The organism is Microlunatus aurantiacus (assembly GCF_039536605.1).
In the GTDB taxonomy this organism is placed as follows: domain Bacteria; phylum Actinomycetota; class Actinomycetes; order Propionibacteriales; family Propionibacteriaceae; genus Microlunatus; species Microlunatus aurantiacus.
Window position 1 is genome coordinate 18,753 of sequence record NZ_BAAAYX010000010.1, and the last position, 17,033, is coordinate 35,785.

General features: G+C 64.5%; 16 protein-coding genes. 6 read left to right on the forward strand and 10 right to left on the reverse strand.

Features of this window, described 5'->3' with window-relative positions:
• Both ABD714_RS13020 and ABD714_RS13025 read left to right on the forward strand, forming a co-directional pair.
• Nucleotides 1-345: hypothetical protein (locus ABD714_RS13020; RefSeq protein WP_344812799.1), on the forward strand; the 345-nt coding region annotated here is incomplete at its 5' end.
• A gap of 413 nt (nucleotides 346-758) precedes the next feature.
• A complete protein-coding gene (locus ABD714_RS13025; protein WP_344812800.1) occupies nucleotides 759-2,171 on the forward strand; it encodes a fibronectin type III domain-containing protein in 1,413 nt (470 codons plus the stop codon).
• A 259-nt stretch (nucleotides 2,172-2,430) separates the two neighbouring features.
• Here ABD714_RS13025 and ABD714_RS13030 read toward each other — a convergent pair whose 3' ends face one another.
• Entirely contained in the window at nucleotides 2,431-3,273 is an 843-nt protein-coding gene (locus ABD714_RS13030) for a glycosyltransferase family 2 protein (RefSeq protein WP_344812801.1), read from the reverse strand.
• 302 nt (nucleotides 3,274-3,575) lie between these two features.
• Here ABD714_RS13030 and ABD714_RS13035 point away from each other — a divergent pair, with 302 nt between their 5' ends.
• The 3 genes from ABD714_RS13035 to ABD714_RS13045 all read left to right on the forward strand — a co-directional run bounded on the left by ABD714_RS13035 (nucleotide 3,576) and on the right by ABD714_RS13045 (nucleotide 7,072).
• The gene (locus tag ABD714_RS13035; RefSeq protein ID WP_344812803.1) at nucleotides 3,576-4,646 is read left to right on the forward strand and encodes a polysaccharide pyruvyl transferase family protein; all 1,071 of its coding nucleotides are present in this window, start codon (nucleotides 3,576-3,578) and stop codon (nucleotides 4,644-4,646) included.
• A 79-nt stretch (nucleotides 4,647-4,725) separates the two neighbouring features.
• Entirely contained in the window at nucleotides 4,726-5,634 is a 909-nt protein-coding gene (locus ABD714_RS13040; protein WP_344812804.1) for a hypothetical protein, read from the forward strand.
• Nucleotides 5,603-7,072 (forward strand): O-antigen ligase family protein, encoded by a 1,470-nt coding sequence (locus ABD714_RS13045; RefSeq protein WP_344812805.1) that lies wholly within the window; start codon nucleotides 5,603-5,605, stop codon nucleotides 7,070-7,072. Before ABD714_RS13040 ends, ABD714_RS13045 begins: the two co-directional genes overlap by 32 nt.
• Here ABD714_RS13045 and ABD714_RS13050 read toward each other — a convergent pair whose 3' ends face one another.
• Both ABD714_RS13050 and ABD714_RS13055 read right to left on the reverse strand, forming a co-directional pair.
• Nucleotides 7,073-7,759: a polysaccharide deacetylase family protein gene (locus tag ABD714_RS13050; protein WP_344812806.1), complete on the reverse strand. Its 687-nt coding sequence runs from the start codon at nucleotides 7,757-7,759 to the stop codon at nucleotides 7,073-7,075.
• Nucleotides 7,756-9,579 (reverse strand): ABC transporter ATP-binding protein, encoded by a 1,824-nt coding sequence (locus ABD714_RS13055; RefSeq protein ID WP_344812807.1) that lies wholly within the window; start codon nucleotides 9,577-9,579, stop codon nucleotides 7,756-7,758. The genes ABD714_RS13050 and ABD714_RS13055 overlap by 4 nt, the downstream gene beginning before the upstream one ends.
• Nucleotides 9,580-9,913: 334 nt before the next feature.
• Here ABD714_RS13055 and ABD714_RS13060 point away from each other — a divergent pair, with 334 nt between their 5' ends.
• Nucleotides 9,914-10,954 (forward strand): nucleotidyltransferase domain-containing protein, encoded by a 1,041-nt coding sequence (locus ABD714_RS13060; protein WP_344812808.1) that lies wholly within the window; start codon nucleotides 9,914-9,916, stop codon nucleotides 10,952-10,954.
• A gap of 2 nt (nucleotides 10,955-10,956) precedes the next feature.
• Here the strand turns inward: ABD714_RS13060 and ABD714_RS13065 are convergent, their stop codons facing one another.
• The 7 genes from ABD714_RS13065 to ABD714_RS13095 all read right to left on the reverse strand — a co-directional run bounded on the left by ABD714_RS13065 (nucleotide 10,957) and on the right by ABD714_RS13095 (nucleotide 17,016).
• Nucleotides 10,957-11,943, reverse strand: coding sequence for a phosphoenolpyruvate carboxykinase (ATP) (locus ABD714_RS13065; protein ID WP_344812809.1), 987 nt, complete (start codon nucleotides 11,941-11,943; stop codon nucleotides 10,957-10,959).
• Complete coding sequence (locus tag ABD714_RS23085) at nucleotides 11,940-12,416, reverse strand: lasso peptide biosynthesis B2 protein (protein WP_425562393.1); 477 nt, start codon at nucleotides 12,414-12,416, stop codon at nucleotides 11,940-11,942. The genes ABD714_RS13065 and ABD714_RS23085 overlap by 4 nt, the downstream gene beginning before the upstream one ends.
• Complete coding sequence (locus tag ABD714_RS13075; RefSeq protein WP_344812843.1) at nucleotides 12,413-13,618, reverse strand: asparagine synthase-related protein; 1,206 nt, start codon at nucleotides 13,616-13,618, stop codon at nucleotides 12,413-12,415. The genes ABD714_RS23085 and ABD714_RS13075 overlap by 4 nt, the downstream gene beginning before the upstream one ends.
• A 29-nt stretch (nucleotides 13,619-13,647) precedes the next feature.
• Entirely contained in the window at nucleotides 13,648-13,803 is a 156-nt protein-coding gene (locus tag ABD714_RS13080; protein ID WP_344812811.1) for a lasso RiPP family leader peptide-containing protein, read from the reverse strand.
• A gap of 69 nt (nucleotides 13,804-13,872) precedes the next feature.
• Nucleotides 13,873-14,130: a PqqD family protein gene (locus ABD714_RS13085; protein ID WP_344812812.1), complete on the reverse strand. Its 258-nt coding sequence runs from the start codon at nucleotides 14,128-14,130 to the stop codon at nucleotides 13,873-13,875.
• Nucleotides 14,131-14,287: 157 nt separating this feature from the next.
• Nucleotides 14,288-15,655 carry a UDP-glucose dehydrogenase family protein gene (locus tag ABD714_RS13090; RefSeq protein WP_344812844.1) on the reverse strand — a complete coding sequence of 456 codons (1,368 nt, stop codon included), beginning with the start codon at nucleotides 15,653-15,655 and terminating at the stop codon, nucleotides 14,288-14,290.
• A gap of 20 nt (nucleotides 15,656-15,675) precedes the next feature.
• Nucleotides 15,676-17,016 (reverse strand): glycosyltransferase family 4 protein, encoded by a 1,341-nt coding sequence (locus ABD714_RS13095; RefSeq protein WP_344812813.1) that lies wholly within the window; start codon nucleotides 17,014-17,016, stop codon nucleotides 15,676-15,678.
• Nucleotides 17,017-17,033: the final 17 nt, after the last annotated feature.

A 17,033-nucleotide genomic window follows, 5' to 3' on the forward strand; every position in this document is an offset into this window, starting at 1 on the left:
GGCGTCACACTCGATGGCGAACTCGTGGGCCTTGTCGTCCTCACCACCACGGTTCGACGCGGGATGGAGGTCGGCGAGATCATGGACTACGTCTGCGATGCCGCAGATCGCACGACCTTCCGGCTCCTCATTCGTCTTGCCCTGGACGACTTCAGTCGACGCAAGTGCGCGCTCGCCCAGGCGTGGTCGATCAAGGGCACACGTCTGGATCAGGAGCTGAAGCGTGCGGGTCTGAACGTCCACAGGTCCGGCGTCAAGTTCCTCTTCAGCCCTGACTTTCCTGAGCGAGCTGTCTACGAGCCCGATGCCTGGTTGCTGACCCAGGGGGACGGGAACGACGCATAACCCCGCAGAATATCCATCGTCGGCACCGAAATCCGACCTCGCCCCGGAGAGATCCCTGTATCAGGGGTGACGCGACGACCTCTACATCCATGGGTCACCGCTGCCTGTCGCATGCAGCGTCGCAGGTGGCTGGCTTCGGAGCGGTTAGCAGAGTTTCTGGTAGAACCAGCGGCAGAATCATCACTGCCCTATTCTTTCGATGCCGCGTGGACGCAGCGAGGGATGGGGGACCCATGAGCAAGGGCACATTAGTGACAGGTGCGAGGAGATCGGGCGTGCACAGAAGCCCTCGCCGACGTGCGAGAGGCCTCCACCGACTGGTGTCAGTCCTCTCGGCCTGCCTATTGGGTTGTGTGATCGTTGCGCTCTCTCACTCGACTGCCGTGGCCGCGCCCCCTGTGGAACCACCTCAGGTGGCTGCGACGCCGTCCAACCGGACGACGACGACGATCAGCATCCGGTTTTTCCGGTCCCCAGACCCCGACCGCGTCTGCAAGCCCGACCTCGGCTACGAGGTCCGAGGTGGCGCCTTCTCCGGCTGGCAGGATGTCGGTGGGTTCCCGAACGGTCCCTGCACGAATGAAGACCCGGGCTACAAGTTCAACGGACTCGAACCCGGGACTACCTACGTCCTGAGCATCAGGGCATACCGCCTCATTGAGGGCGGCGTCAAGGAGTCCTATTCGACCGAGTCGAGCATCACCGCGTCCACGCTGGGAACGGCACCGACTCCAACGCCATCGTCGACCCCGACACCAACGCCCACCGCCAGCCCAATCCCGACATCCACGCCTACGGGGCCGACGGTCAGCGCGCCACGTTGGGCAGCCACACCCATCAACCGGACGACCACCACCATCAGCGTCCGCTTCTTCCGCGCAGCCGAACCCGACCTCGTCTGCAAGCCCGACATCGGGTATGAGATGAGGGGCGGCACCTTCACGGACTGGCACAACGCCGGCACCTTCCCCAATGCCCCGTGCAACGACCCGGACCCAGGCTACAAGTTCAGCGGTCTGCAACCCGGTACTCCCTACACACTGAGCGTCCGGGCCTACCGACTTGTCGACGGCGTCAAGGTCGCCCACTCGACGCAGGCCGACATCACCGTCTCGACACTGGTCGCACCGACACCCACACCGACACCCACCCCCACACCGACACCCACCCCCACACCGACACCCACCCCCACACCGACACCCACACCGACACCCACCCCCACACCGACACCCACCCCCACACCGACACCCACCCCCACACCGACACCCAGCCCGACACCCACCGACAGCCCAACCCCAACTCCCACGGGGCCGACCGTCAGCGCGCCCAGTCTCGCCGCGAATCCGACCAACCGGACGACGACGACGATCAGCATCCGGTTCTTCCGGTCCCCAGACCCCGACCGCGTCTGCAAGCCCGACCTCGGCTACGAGGTCCGGGTTGGCGCCTCCGCCGCCTGGCAGGATGTCGGTGGATTCCCGAACGGTCCCTGCACGAACGAAGACCCGGGCTACAAGTTCAACGGACTCGAGCCCGGGACTGCCTACCTCCTCAGTATCAGGGCCTACCGCCAGATCGACGGTGTCAAGGTCGCCTACTCCACCGTGTCGAGCATCACTGCATCGACTCAGACACCGGCTACACTCACACCGACGTCCAGCGACAGCCCCACGGCGACCGAGACCCCGAGTTCGACGATGTCGGAGAGCCCAACGCCAACCGCCACAGAAGAGCCGGTGCCCAGCGACAGCCCGAGCTCGACGATGTCAGAGAGCCCAACGCCAACCCCCACCGAGGAGCCGACGCCCAGCGACAGCCCGAACTGAGAGCATGGCAGAGCACTTGCGGAGCTACTGTATTGGAGATCCAACACGCGATCATGCGCACGGACGCAGCCTCCGCTCATGATCACTGAGCCTCCCCACTGAACCCGTCAGGCTTGATCTGGCCAGCCTTCTCAGCAGGCGACCGAGGGACGGTCGATTGGCTGGCACCGAAGTCGAGTTGGACCGCCAGGCGGGCGAGGGTGACCGCAGTGCGCCCAGCACGATCAGGGGACGAGCGCCTTCGGTTAGTTTGATCGTGTCAGCGGCGCACTGCACCACCGCGTCCCCATGCCAACGAAGCGGACGGAGCGACCCGCGCGACCACAGCCGCGTAGACCGTTACGAGTCCGTAGACCACTCCGGCCGGCCACAAGCGCGGGTTCGGTGCGACGACCTCGCGGAGCCACGCCCACCGATCGGACTCCCGTACCGGCATACCCATCGTGCCTTGCGGGCTGGCTCGCCTCAACGCCGCGTTCCCACGGCGGACCCGCTCCAGTCGGCTGAGGAGGTCGCCGGTCTTGGTCGGAGCGTCCACCTCGATGGTGACTTCAGCAACATGGGCCTTCTCAGTCGGTCTGAAGAGCGAGTCGAGGTAGAGGTCGTCGGCAACGATCAACGGGAACTGGTCGAACCGTGACCTCCCAGCCTCGGCCAGTGCGATGATCCCTCGCCCGAAAAGCCCCTCCTGATACGCCGGCAAGCGCTCGTTGACGGCAAAGTACGCCTGGACCAGTCGGGGGCAGCCTCGGGTTTTCACCACTCGATCCGGGACAGCCGCGAGAACACCGGCGGTGGACAGCGCGGCAACCAGACTCCGGATGCAACCAGTGGGCACCACGATGTCCGCATCTAGGTAGATCCTGGGGAATGACTTCGCTGCAGAGTCCCCCGCATTGAGCGCCCTCGGCTTACTGCCCTCGCTCAATTCGATAACCACCACACCTGGATAGGAGCGTGCGGTATCGGCTGTCGCGTCGGTGCACCCATTAGCCACCACGACGACTTCCAGGTCCCCGCCGGAGTTGTCGCGCATAAGCGCCTCCAGGCAGCCACCAACCACCTTCTCCTCGTTGTGCGCGGCGATAACTACACTGGTCACGACGAGTCCTCCATCACTTCCGCCCCCCGAGATCCTACATGCACGAGCCGTTGGAGTGATAACTGCAGCATTTCCCCAACCAGGGAGCGCAGGCGGGCCGCGGTTCGGGTACTGTCGGATGGGACGGAATAGCTCGCGAGGGAGAAACAGTGAAGATCGGCTTTCTTGGCGTTCAGTGCGATAGTGCCAACTTGGGTCTGGCAGCAATGGCATACTCAGGGATACAGATCGCTCGAAATGCTTGCGAAGGGTGGACACAGTTCGTTCTGTTCTCCGTGAACTCGGATCGTGAGATTGCTCGAATGCAGCAGGTTCTCGGCCTGTCGGATACTCAGATCCGAACACTTCCGTTCCGTCACAAGAATCCGCGTGCGATGCTCCAGTCATTTCACGAGATGAAATCGTGCGACCTAATTCTCGACTTCACCGGTGGTGACAGCTTCTCCGACATCTACGGCGTCAGGCGCCTGCTCCGCAAACTGCTGCACAAGCAAATGGCGATCACCTCCAAGACGCCTCTGCTACTGGCCCCGCAGACGTACGGACCGCTGACGAGCAGGGTGGTGAAACCGTGGTTTATTCACGTGATCAAGCAAGCGGCGGAGGTCTTTACCAGGGATGACCTGTCGGCTGACTTCCTGCGCCGACTGACAGATCGGGACCCGCTTGTCGCCACCGATGTCGCGGTGACGCTTCCGTGGGATCCAAATATGTATCCACTTGCCGAGACGACTCGGCGCCGAATCGGTTTGAATGTGTCCGGGCTCCTCTGGAATGGTGGATACACGGGCGACAACCAATTCAATCTCACGACCGACTACCGAGAGTACTGTCATTCTCTGATCACCGCCCTACAAGAGGCTGGCAGCGAGGTCGACCTGGTTCCTCATGTGCTGACGCGCGAGTGGGAGTCCGCACAGGAGGATGATGTTCGTGCTGCGCTGCATCTCCAAGAGGCACATCCTGAATGCACGGTAGCTCCCAGATTCGCAAGTCCAGTGGAAGCGAAGTCGTACATCTCTCAATTGGACGGCTTCATCGGCTCGCGTATGCATGCCACAATCGCCTCGTTCACCTCCGGAGTTCCCACCGTGCCTGTTGCGTACAGTCGCAAGTTCGCTGGATTCTTCGGGAATCTGGGCTATGACGTGCTCGTCGACTTGAGCGCCGCCGATTCCGCACAAGCCTTGGAGCAGACTCTCGGCTATCTCTCAGATCTGGACTTGCTGAGTGGAAAAGCCGCCGCCGCCGCCGCAGTTGCCACGCAGCGGATCGACATCTTCACTGAGAGTTTGAGAACCCATCTGAGTTCGACCGCGAGCAGCACAGTGAAACGAATCGAAGCCCCACCCTTCGGGGATGCTGTAAACTAACGGAGGGCGGACCTGGTCGACGGCGGGAGGTGAAATGGATCTGGGAAGTGCGGTAGGAGTACTGCTCCGCCGATGGATCGTGCTGGTGGTCGGCATGGTACTGACCCTTGGGCTGACGGCGTACTTGTTCACGCAGGCGCCGCCCCGATACCAAGCGACAGCGAACCTGATACTGCTCCTCCCTCCCAACGCTCGCGGGGCGGAAGGTGCCGGCAGCCCATACCTCTATCTCCCCACCGGACTCCAGACGCTCGCACGGATCGTCGTGTCTGGAACGGAGAGTCTGGAGTTTCGCCGGCAGCTCGTGTCGGAGGGCTTCACCTCGCAATACGAACTGGGTGTTGATGTCGGGACTCCGGTCATCACAGTGAGCGTGGAGGGCCTTGATCCCGAGAATGTCATGGCGACCCGTGATGAGGTGATTCAGGGACTGGAGGATGAGTTGAAGGTCGTGCAGCGGGAAGAGAACACCCCGACCCGCCAAACTGCGCACGCCCGGATCTACGGGATTCAGAGTGTCCCCGATCAGCTGGAAGGCAACCGTGCCAGAGGGCTACTGATGGCGCTTGCAACGGGAGGTTTGATCACTCTCCTGGCAGCCTTCGCCGCGGACCGAGCGATGGCGCTGCACGCTGATCGACGGCGGCGTGGAGGCACACCGGGGCGGGCGATGACTGCCGACGACGGCTTCGCTGACGACAACGAGGATGCCGGTGGCTGGGGATGGAGTGGTGAAGCGGGCGCCGACTCCGAGGCTGACCCCGATACACCCGAGGACGAGGAGACCGCGCAACCGGGGGCAGACGACATCGAGTCGCGCGGTTCGCAGACGGAGGCTGTTCCCCCGCCGTCGTACGATATCGAAGACGGCCAGCCCTCTGAGGATGAGGATCCTCGTGCCGGCGACGATGACAAGAACGACGTGAGTGCGCCGCACACGACCAGCGAACGGTCGGATGAGCAAGCGACGCAGTACCAGAGAGTTTGACCAACCCGGCGACGTCGTCGGTCGTCGAGCAGATCATTCCCGTTTCTTTCCGGCCTGGCGGTTCGTGGCTTTCTACGCTGTACTGCTGCTCTGCATCCCAAGTCGTCTGATCATCGGCCCGATCGGAGCGCCGGGAACCCCGGCCAACCTCTTCGCCATCGCCGGTCTTTTATGGTGGGTTTGCTCCGTCGTCGGTGGTCTCAACCCAAGAAGAGGGCTCTCACCGATCCGCGTCACGGTCGGCCTCTTCACGGTCTGCGTGCTCACCAGTTTTGTGTCAGGGCACTTGGCTGGATGGTATCAACCTGCAGACATACACCAGCGATCAGACCGTTTGTGGCGAGCACAGACCGCAGCCGAATTAGCTGTAACCATCGGCAGTGCGGCGGACCGGGGCCTGTTGGCGATGGCTGGTTGGATCGGGGTGGCACTGATTGCCGCCGAAGCCATCCGTTCATGGCGCGAACTCGAGCGCGTCATCGCATGGGTCGTTGGTGCGGCGACGTTCGTCGCCAGCCTCGGCATCCTACAGTACTTTACCGGAGTTAATTTGGCCGGCTACCTAATGATCCCCGGGCTCACGCCGTTGTCGAGCTTCGGCGCAGCGCTGTCGCGATCGGACCTGAACCGGGTCGTGAGCACGTCGGGACACCCGATCGAACTGGGTGTGATCATGGCCGCGCTCCTGCCGCTGGCCCTTCACCGCAGCCTCTACTCCACGAAGCGCATCACCTGGGTTCCCACCCTCCTCATCGGGCTTACCGCACTCATGTCTGTGTCGCGCTCGGCGATCGTCGTCGCCGCCGTCGCACTGTTGGTCATGTTTCTGGGTTGGCCGAATCGTTGGCGGCTCGCCGCACTGATCGCCGCCCCCATCGCCGGTGTGATCGGTCCCGTGGCGCTGCCGGGGTTGCTCGGCACGATCCGCTCACTGTTCACCAATCTCGAGGACGACCCCAGTGTCGCTGGCCGAACGGACGACTACGAGCTGGTGAGCCGACTGGTCGAAGAACGTCTGTTCTTCGGGCAGGGACTGTTCACCTTCATCCCGATGATCTACCGGACGATCGACAATCAGGCTCTGGTGATCATGCTCGAGCTCGGCATCATCGGAGCCATCGTGTTCGCAACCCTCATCGTCGTCGGGATCTTTTGTTCGTTGACGCCGCGCTGGTCCGGCGAATCGAACCAGAACCGACACCTCGGCTTGGCGGTTGCCGCATCCCTACTTGGCATCGTGATCAGTTACTTCACGTTCGACGCTCTTGGGTTCCGACAAGTGGCGGGGATGACCTTCCTGCTTGTCGGTTTGACCGGCGCAGTCTGGCATCTCACCCGTGATTCGATGCGTCAACGGGAAGAGGCCGAGCACCAGTCGGCCGAGGCACCCGACCGTAAACCGAACTCGAGCCAGGCAACGAAGCAATCGGACGCCTGACTACCTCCATCGCTTGTAGAGCACAGCTGCTTTACGCCGAGCAGCTCGGAGGGGCGACATGCCGGTCGAAATGATCGTTCGAATGTCGCCCGGAGTCCAGCCGTGCACGTAGGAGTACCTGGGTGTGAGCCAGCCATTCGGTGCCGCGCGGACGCGATCGCTGGTGAAGACGGTGTCGTACCCCCGCAGATGACGCAAAACCCGCCTGTTGTAACTGCCGAACGGGATGGCAAAGGCGGAGATCTCGGCGCCTACCGCCTCGGCAATACGGGCGCGCGACTCCGTAACCTCGCGGTACATCTCGGAATCGGCAACTCGCCTGAGATCGACATGTGCCCAGCCGTGGCTGCCAATGCCCATACCTGCGGCACGAAGTTCTCGCAGGTGATCCGCGGAGAGGTAGCGCGGGTCCCTAAACCGTCCGGCGCAGACGAAGAAGGAAGCGGTGAGACCACGCTCCACGAGCGCCGGCAGAGCATCCACGACGTCACTGAGGTTGCCGTCGTCGACCGTTATCTCCACCGCGACGTCATGATCTTGCGACGTCTCGACCAGGCAATCAGCCAGCGCGAGCCACAGGTTCCGCGGGCACCAGTACTGATGCTCGGCGGTCGGCACGCCCTCCGACGGCTCCCCGATGCCGTGGAAGTTGATGATCACACGGTTCCGTGCGTCGGTCGCCGTCACGTTGCCTCCTGCACCCGGTCATCGTGTTCGGTGGTCACGGCCTCACCACCATCATGGCTGGCTCCACCGACGCGCACAGTGGCCTGCAACCGGTAGAGCTCCGCGTACCGGCCAGCGATGCGGATCAGCTCCTCATGGGTGCCCTGCTCAACTACCCGACCCTCATGCATCACGTAGATGCGGTCGGCACCACGAACGGTCGCGAATCGGTGCGAGATGAAGAGTGCCGTCCGACCACGCAGTGCAGATCTCAGCGTGGTGAACAGCTCGTGCTCGGCCCGGGGATCCAGCGAAGCCGTCGGCTCATCGAGGATGACGAGCGGTGCATCGCGATAGAACGACCGTGCCAGGGCGACCCGCTGCCACTGCCCACCCGACAGATCCTGGCCGCCGGCGAACATCCGAGAAAGGATGGTGTCGAAGCCATTCGGTAGTCCGTCGAGCGCCTGCTCCGCCCCAGCAGACCGAGCAGCCATCCGCACCCGCTGTGGATCGACGGTCAGCCCAATCCGCCCCGTCGCGATGTTTTCGGTTGCGGTGAGAGCGAATCGGACGAAGTCCTGGAAGACTACCGTGACCCGATCGCGGACGCTAGAGGAACTGAACTCTGACAGATCGCGCTCATCCCAGCGAATGCTGCCCCCATCGGGTTCGTAGAGGCCAGCCAGCAGCTTGGCCAACGTCGTCTTCCCAGACCCGTTCTCTCCCACGAGTGCGACGATCTCCCCTGCCCTGAGCTCGACGTCCACACCTTGTAGCGCCCGCTGAGGAGACTCGGGGTAGGAGAAGGTGACCGCTTCGACTCGAATCGTGTCGAAGCTCGTCGGAGCCACAGCGCCCTGATCCTCGTCCCGTGCCTGGGCGCCAAGGGCGAGGAAGTCGTCCAAGTCGTCGAGGAAGAGCCCAGATTCGAAGACTGACTGCGCACCACGGAACACCAACTGAACCTGAGCCATCAGCATCCTGATGGCGACCAGAGCCGCGCCGGCACCCGCAATGTCGAGCGAGCCCCGCAGGATCAACCAGACCATCAGCAGCAGCGTCGCCCCCAGCACGATCGATGCACCGACCTGGCCCAGCACACTCAAACCGGTACGCCGACGCACATGGTTGCGCAGATCCGCCAAATAGGAGGAATAGATTCCGTTGAAACGCTCCATCAACCAGGATTGAAGGCCGAGTGCTCTGACCTCCTTCGCTTCATCGCGTCCGAGCTGGAGCATTCCGAAGTAAGATCGCAGGCGAAGCGCTGGCGTCTGCTGAACCGAGAAGTCGAACTCCAGTCTCGATTCGCGACGACTCGCGACTAGCACCGGCACCCCGCCACATGCGACCAACGGCACCAGCACCGGGGCCAAGCTGAAAAGTGCTACGCCGAGCGCCACACTGGCCACCGTCGCACCTGCCATCGACAGCACGCCCTGAGTCACCTGATAGGGCCTGCTGAGCGCACTCATCTGGACCCGACTCAACTGGTTGAAGAACTCCGACGACTCGAAGTGGCGCAGTCCGACCTTGGTCGAGACGCCGAGCACCCTATTCCACATGGCGTGAGCGACGTGCTCGCCGAGGAGCCGCTGCAATTGCGTCTGAAGTGAGCCGCAGATCGCCGACAGACCGGTCAGAATCGCCAACACGAGGATCCAGCCGATCACCCCGGAGGCATTCGCTCGCTCACCGAGCGTGATGATCGCCTGCAGAACGGATCGCACGGCGAGGACCTGGGCGACCAGCAATGCCGCCGCGACGAACTGGAGGACGACCAGCCCGATGAAGAGCCGTCGGTCCGCCGACCACACGAGCGCGATGCTGGTAGACACCAGCCTCCTGAGCTGCCCCAACGACTTTCGGCGATACCGCGCTGCAGCTCGCAGCGTCAGCGGGTCGACAGCTCCGGCGTCCATCCGCCCTCCTTCTGGTTCTCTCTCAACGGCTGCATTCCGATCGCGCCCCCGTGACGCATCTGTCGGTGAAACCGACCATCCGATGCGATAACGTCCCTGGTGAACTATGACGTGTCGCTTGCGCCCGCGACGACCGGACACCAGGGGTGACGACATTCGGCAGGGGAAGCTTGACCGACGTGCCGTAGCGGCCGTCTTGGTCGACGTCTGCCGGTCTCAGGTGCCTGAGCTCGCCGATGGACTTCCGCTGGTGGATGATCTGGTCGGCGCCGCGAGATACCACCGGATCGCTCCGCTGGCCCACGTCGCGCTGCGCGGCGTGCGTCCAGATCTCGCGGAGCCGCTCAGGGTTGATCGCGATACCGTGATCGTGCGGCATTCGCGGATGCTGGCCGCGTTGAGAGAGATCGAGACGGTCCTCGGCGATCTGCCTTGGCTGACGTTCAAAGGTCCGGTGCTCTCCGAGCTCGCACACCCGGTCTCCGGTTTGCGCTCCTACAAGGACCTGGACATTCTGGTCGATCCTCTTGATCTTCGCGAGGCTCATGAGCGGTTGAACGCGGTCGGCTGGAACGTCATCGACTCCAACGAGACCCTTGAACGTCCGGAGTTGTCGGGCGAGGTTCGCCTCGCCAGCAGTCGAAGGATCTTGGTCGACCTGCATTGGTCGATGGTCGTGAACGTCTCGCGTCGTCAGCGGTTCCCGATTTCGACACCGATGCTGCTTCGCCGGCGCCGGCGGGTACAGGCCGGGTTGGCGCCGCTGTGGGCCCTCGACCCGACCGACGCCTTGCTGCACGTATGCCTCCACGCAGCCTTGAGTGGAGGCACCCGGTTGCTGCACCTGATCGATGCGGATCAGCTGGCCCGTGATATCGACGACTGGGATCTGGTGGCCATCCGAGCCAAAGAGTGGCGGTCGACGGCGCAGACCGCTCTCGTGCTCGGCCGAGCGCGACGATTGCTGGGTACTCCGCTGCCCGCGGACCTCTACCCGATGCTCGGACTGTCCAGCGTTCTTCGGCCCGCTCTGTCCACAGTCGATCGGCGCTGGCCGACGGAGATGCTGCATAAGGACGAGTCCCTTCCGCGGCTGGTCGCGAGAGCCGTCCAGCCTACCGCGCGCGGGACACTCGCCTGGGCGCTTCACAACAGCGCCGTCGGAGTTTTCAACCGGACGCGGCGCGCGCCTGTCCCACCACCGCGGATCCCTGCCGACCCGTCGAAGATCGACCAGTACATGTCGGCGGTGGAATCGACCGTCCGCGGCGTCGATCTGCGCTCCCCGTGACGTCACGACTCAGCGACGGTCGACTTCGGGAGACTCGACAATCGGTCGAGGCTCATGCCCAGTCGCTCGAGCACCGAGCCGACCACGTCGTCCGCGAATGGCGGCCCCCACGGTAGTTCCGCGACATGCACCGGTACCCGGGTGACGACGTCGGCAAGCTGATCGAACTGACGCCGGATCGCTCCCGTATCAGACCACCCGAGGAGTCGAGGAAACCGAGAGAGCAGCAACAGCGCATCCGATGCGGAGAGCCGCGTGACCAATGTGGACCCGGCCGCAGCGGCCTTGTCGGGAATGGGCACGACGATCGCCTCGAGGGCGATGTCGTCGTCAACCGCCGGCATCGTAGCCAAGGCTTCGCGGTCATCACCTGTGCTGCGCCGACCAGGTGTGGTGCCGAATCGTGACATCAGCTCTGACGCGGACTTGCGGAGCCGCACCTCTGTGGCGCCCAGAGCACAGGTGAGCCGATCCTCAGTCGAGGTCAGGTGCAAGAGGTCGTCGGTGATCAGCAATGCCCCGCGGGCGCAAAAGAGCGTAGCCATGGTCGACTTGCCCATGCCAGAGCCACCGATGAACGCCACCGCTCCCTGGTCCACCTGCACCGCGCTGGCGTGCAGCACGACGTCTCCACGCATGGTCAGTAGGAGCGCCAGGGCGGTTCCGGCAACCAGCACCGAGAGCAGACTGAACTCCACACCCTGGACGGGAAGAACAGTCATCCGAGACATTGCCGTTTCGAACCGAATGTCGCAGGACCCGTAGAACCGGGCAAGATAGGCGCCGTCGACCTCCGTCACGGTGTACTGCTGTTTCGAGGTCTCGAGGTGAAGAACGAGTCTCCCCGACGGACGGTCGTCGTTACGGGGGATCGACGATCCGAGAAGCACCTCGACGTCGATCCGACCGCCGGCTGGCACCCGCCGAAGCTGGTAGAGCGGGAGATCGGAGGAGATGTTCAGGCCGTAGAGCCGACAACTGTGCTTCACGGTGGCGTTCCGGTCCGTGGCACGGAGAGCGGAAGGTAGGAACCAGCGGCACGCATCGGGTCGATGACCGTCTCTCCGACCGCCAGCCAGGCGTGAGCTCGGACCTCTCCACCGACCTTTGCTACCCCGACGTGCAGGTGCGGCTTCAGCTGGCGGATCCGTTGACCGCTGACCAGCGCCTGGCGTAGGCAGGTGTCGCCGAGTGGCCAGTGACTCATCACCGTCCTGGTCGCGCGGAGCCGACGACGTGCCGCTGACGGCAGGACGAAGGGTTCTGCTCCTTGCCCCGACGATGGCTGGCGGACGTGGCCGGCATCATCGACGGCGAGCGGGACACCGAGGAAGTCAGCCAGGCGTGGCAGCGTCGTGGTCCGGAGGCCGATCTCAACACAGAGAGCGACCGCAGTCACCCGGAGCAACTCGGGTAGCTGGACGAGGTGGCCAGAGATGCGTTCGGGCTGGAGTCGAGTCATCCAGCCCGGCCGATCGTGCTCAGCCAGGCTGCGTGCAGAAGCATGCCCGTCGCCATCGTCGGCTGGTCGGAGAGCCACACGTCACGCAACCTATCAACGTCCACCAGGTTCGGATCGACTCCGGTGCCGTCCCAGTCACGGGCGAAGCCACGGGTCGCTTCGGCGGCATGGGCGTGGTTGAACCTCGCCTTCGTCGGACGGCTGAGAACGGCCGCCGGCAGGGTGTCCGCAAAGAGAAACCGCATGGTCGCCGTACGACTGGTGAACCCCAGCGCACCGCCGTCCCGAGCCAAGGTCGAGACGAAGCGGTGGTCGAGCAGCGGATCGCTCGCCTTGATCCCATACTCGGCAGCGACGACCGCGTGGTTGTGGGAGATGGTCGCGAATGATCGCTTGGTCGCCACGGCCCACGTCGCCGAGTCGCCGCGCAGCGATTCCCCGGACTCGTCATCGGCGATCTTCCGCGCGTGCTGCAGCAGGGCGTCCGGTTGCAACCACCGACTCTGGACCGACTGCATGGCGAGCGCAGCGATCCGCTTCCTGCGGATCTGTCGCGGCAAGACGGCACTCGCCGCGAGCCGGAGCAGCGTCCGACTCGGCCGACGTCCGTGTCGCAGCCTGGCCAGTGGCGTGCCGCGGTGGGAACCGAGCACAGCGTCACCTCCTTCGCCGGTCACCAGCGATCCTCCTCGAGCATGCTCGAACATGACCCCATGCGTCTGAAGGGCGGGTGGCCAGACCAGGCCGCGTGCCCGCAGCCCCGCCCGGGCAGCAGGACCGAGCAAATCCGACTCGCCCTGACGCAACTCGAGCCGAACCCACTCGGTCAGCCCGAGGTGGTCGACGACCAAACGTTGCCAACTGGACTCGTCGGTGTCCGCCAGGTCGGGGTACACCCGGGTCATTGGAACGGGCAGATCGTGGCCCTCGCGGCGGGCCAGACCAGTCGCCGCCGCGAGCACCGCTGATGAATCCCGACCGCCGGAGAAGGTCACATAACAAGGACCGTGTTGGAGCGCTGGCCGGATGGCGTCGTCCAGCGCTTGGCGCGCTGCCTGGCCGGTAGCCGGACGGGGCGCGGGCCGGCTGCCGTACACCCATCCCACAGCCACCTCGAGCGGGTCGCAGCGCACGAACCGCCCCGCGGCGCCGCTCGTCATTCCTTCTCCTGACCGAAAAGCATCGGGAGTTGCATTCGACATGGATGCAACTCCCGATTCCTCGAAAACCACTACGACAACTCCCCGTAAGTGATGGTGATCTGGTGGCCCCAGATGGAGAAGACGAACGTGTCGTCATTTCCGCGGAAACCATCACCCAGAGTCAGATCTTTCACCGACCCCACCTCGGTCAGCTGCGGGCTTTCGTAAGCTACGGCTTCACTCATATGCAATTCACCCCCTCTGCAACCTCGTTCCTCATGCCGCCGCCGCGGCCGGTCAGTAGAGACGGCCACTCAAGCATGAACGAGCAGCCCGCGACGATCGAGATCATCGACGAATGTGTGAACATCGCGCTCGGCCGCAGCGCGCGAAATCGCGAACTCGCTTACGAGCGCGTCGGTGAGCTCGCTGTCGGTTCGCTCCTCGGCCAACTGCTTCATGAGGAAAGTGGCGCTTAGGTTGGTCGTCAGGTACGTGGACGTGCGCAGGTCCAAGACGACAAGGTCGCCATCGATCTCACGCCACGTCAGATCATCGAGCCGAAGTCTCATATCTCCCCCGACATCAAGGGACCACCCCGTCGGGCCCCTGAAAACAGAGTAGGGCAGCATCCTTCGTCGTGGGACGACTTCCGAGGAAATCCTGACCGAACGCTGAGACCTGGGGCAGCGAGCACGGGAGACACGGGGAGCGCACTACTCGGACCGATCAGCGACGTCCGAGAGCTCGATAGGTCCATCCCGCAGATCGCCACGCCTCGGAGTCGAGGGCATTGCGTCCGTCGAGGATTCGGGGCATCTTGACCCGGCGCTTCAGCTCGACGGGATCGAGCCCCACATACTGCTGCCACTCGGTCAGCAGCAGCACCAGCTCGGCGCCCGTGACCGCCTCCTCGACCGTGTCGACGAAGTGCAGGTCGGGCCACTTGTCGGCGGCGTTCTCGATCGCCTTCGGGTCGGTGACCACCACATCGGCACCCTGCAGCGCCATCTGAGCGGCGACGCTCAGAGCCGGCGAGTCGCGGACGTCGTCGCTCTCAGGCTTGAACGCCGCGCCGAGAACCGCGACCCGACGCCCGACAATCGATCCCTCGCACACTTCGCGGGCGAGGTCGACCATCCGCACCCGGCGGCGCATGTTGATGGAGTCGACCTCGCGCAGGAACGCCAGCGCCTGATCCACGCCGAGCTCGCCGGCCCGGGCCATGAAGGCGCGGATGTCCTTTGGCAGGCATCCCCCGCCGAAACCGAGGCCGGCGTTCAGGAACTGCCGACCGATCCGGGCGTCGTGACCGATCGCGTCCGCCAGCTGCACCACGTCGCCGCCGGTGGCCTCGCACAGCTCGGCCATGGCATTGATGAAGGAGATCTTGGTCGCCAGGAACGAGTTGGCCGCCACCTTGACCAGCTGAGCGGTGGTGTAGTTGGTGACGATGAGCGGGGTGCCCTCGGCCAATGCCTTCGCGTACACCTGACTCAGCAGCGAGGTGGTCCGGGCGCCGGCGGCATCATCGGGAACGCCGTAGACCAGGCGGTCGGGATGGAAGGTGTCCTTCACGGCGTGGCCCTCGCGGAGGAACTCCGGGTTCCAGGCGAGCGTCGCCGCCGGCTCGACCTCGGCCATCATCTCCACCAGCCGTTCCGCGGTGCCCACCGGCACCGTGGACTTGCCGACGACGACATCGCCCGGCTTCACGATGCCCAGTAGCGCGGTCATCGCGGCATCGACGGCGCGGAGGTCGGCCTTGTTTTCCCCCCGCTTCTGGGGGGTGCCCACGCAGATGAAGTGCACAGTGGCACTCGCCGCGTCGGAGATGTCGCTGGAGAACTGCAGCCGTCCGGTCGCCACCATCTCGGACAGCAACTCGGGCAGCTCGGGTTCGTAGAACGGGGGCCGACCGGAAGCCAGCGCCTCGACCTTGCGGGCGTCGACGTCGACGCCTATCACCTCGTGACCGAGTGCGGCCATGCAGGCGGCGTGGACCGCCCCCAGGTAGCCGCACCCGATCACGGAGATGCGGAGCGCTCGCCGATGGGTGTCCGGATGGGTGTCGGTCTCGCTTGCGAGATTGACCATGTTGGTCAACTCGGGCAACGTCATCGTGCCGTCCTCTCACGGATGAATCGCTCGAACTCGACCTCGTCATCGAGCGGTACGTAGGTTCGGCCCTGCGGGTCGGCTGTGGCAGCCACCGCGCTGCCGTCGGACAACTCGTAGGGTGCTCGGCCGGTCAGCTCGGCGAACACCCCCAGGTAGGCCTTGGCCTGCGGCCGCCAGTCCAGCTCACTGGACACCCGCTCTCGAGCTCCGCGGGCCATCATGACCCGGAGGTCTGGGTCGTCGAGCAGGGTCTCCACGGCGTCGGTGAACGCAGCGACGTTCCCTGACGGTACGTACAGCACCCAGTTGCCCCCCGACACCCGTGTCTCTACTAGGTCGAAGGAGACCGACGGCAGGGCGTACGACATGTACTCCATCGTCTTGTTCATCGTCGAGACGTCGTTGAGCGGAGTCTTCAGATCCGGGCAGAGACCGATGTCGGAGACGCTGAGGTGCTCGGCGATCATCGCCCTGTCCGCGCGACCGGTGAAGGTCACGTATGCGTCCAGACCGAGCTTCGTGCACTGGGCGCGCAGGTCCTCATAGCAGTCCCCGAAGCCGAGCAGGACGGCCCGCACGTCTCGGCGGCCGCGGCGGTGGACCAGCTCCTCCATCACGTCGAGCACGACGTCCACCCCGTCCTGGGGACCCATGATGCCCAGGTAGGCGAGGGTGTAGACGCGATCGCCGCCCGGAGCGGACGACGGATAGATCGGCCTCATCTGGCGGGTATCGGGGCCACTGCGCACCACGGTGACCTCATGCGGCGCCCGGCCGCCCCGGCGGACGGCGACGGCCTTGTACGACTCGTTGGTGGAGATGACGCGCTTGGCGGTCCGGAACGTCATCCGCTCGAGCCAGCGGAGCCCGGCGTACTCCACCTTCTTCAGCCCGCTCGTCGGCTCACCGAAGCGGGAGATGAACAGCTCGGGGTTCAGGTCGTGGTGGTCGAAGACGAAGGTGACCCCCCGCAGCCGCCACAGCAGACCGAGGGCCCAGTAGGTGTCCGGCGGGTTGCAGGCCTGCATGATCGTGAACGGCTGGCGTCGCCACACCGTGGACGACAGGACCGCGGTCCGCAGCCAGCTGTAGACGAACTCGATCACGAACCCCGGCAGCCCGCGCGCCTCCGGGGCGGGCTTGTACTTGTAGATGTGGACGTCCTCCAGCACCTGGTAGTCCCCGTCGCCAGGGCCCTTGGGGCAGATGACGCTCACGTCGTAACCCGCCGCCTTGAGCGCCAGGCACTCCAACCAGACCCGGCGATCCAGCGGGACCGGCAGATTCTGGACGATGATCAGGACGTGGTCGGGTCGCTTCGACGCGCCTCCAGCCATGCGTTCCGCTCCTTCTG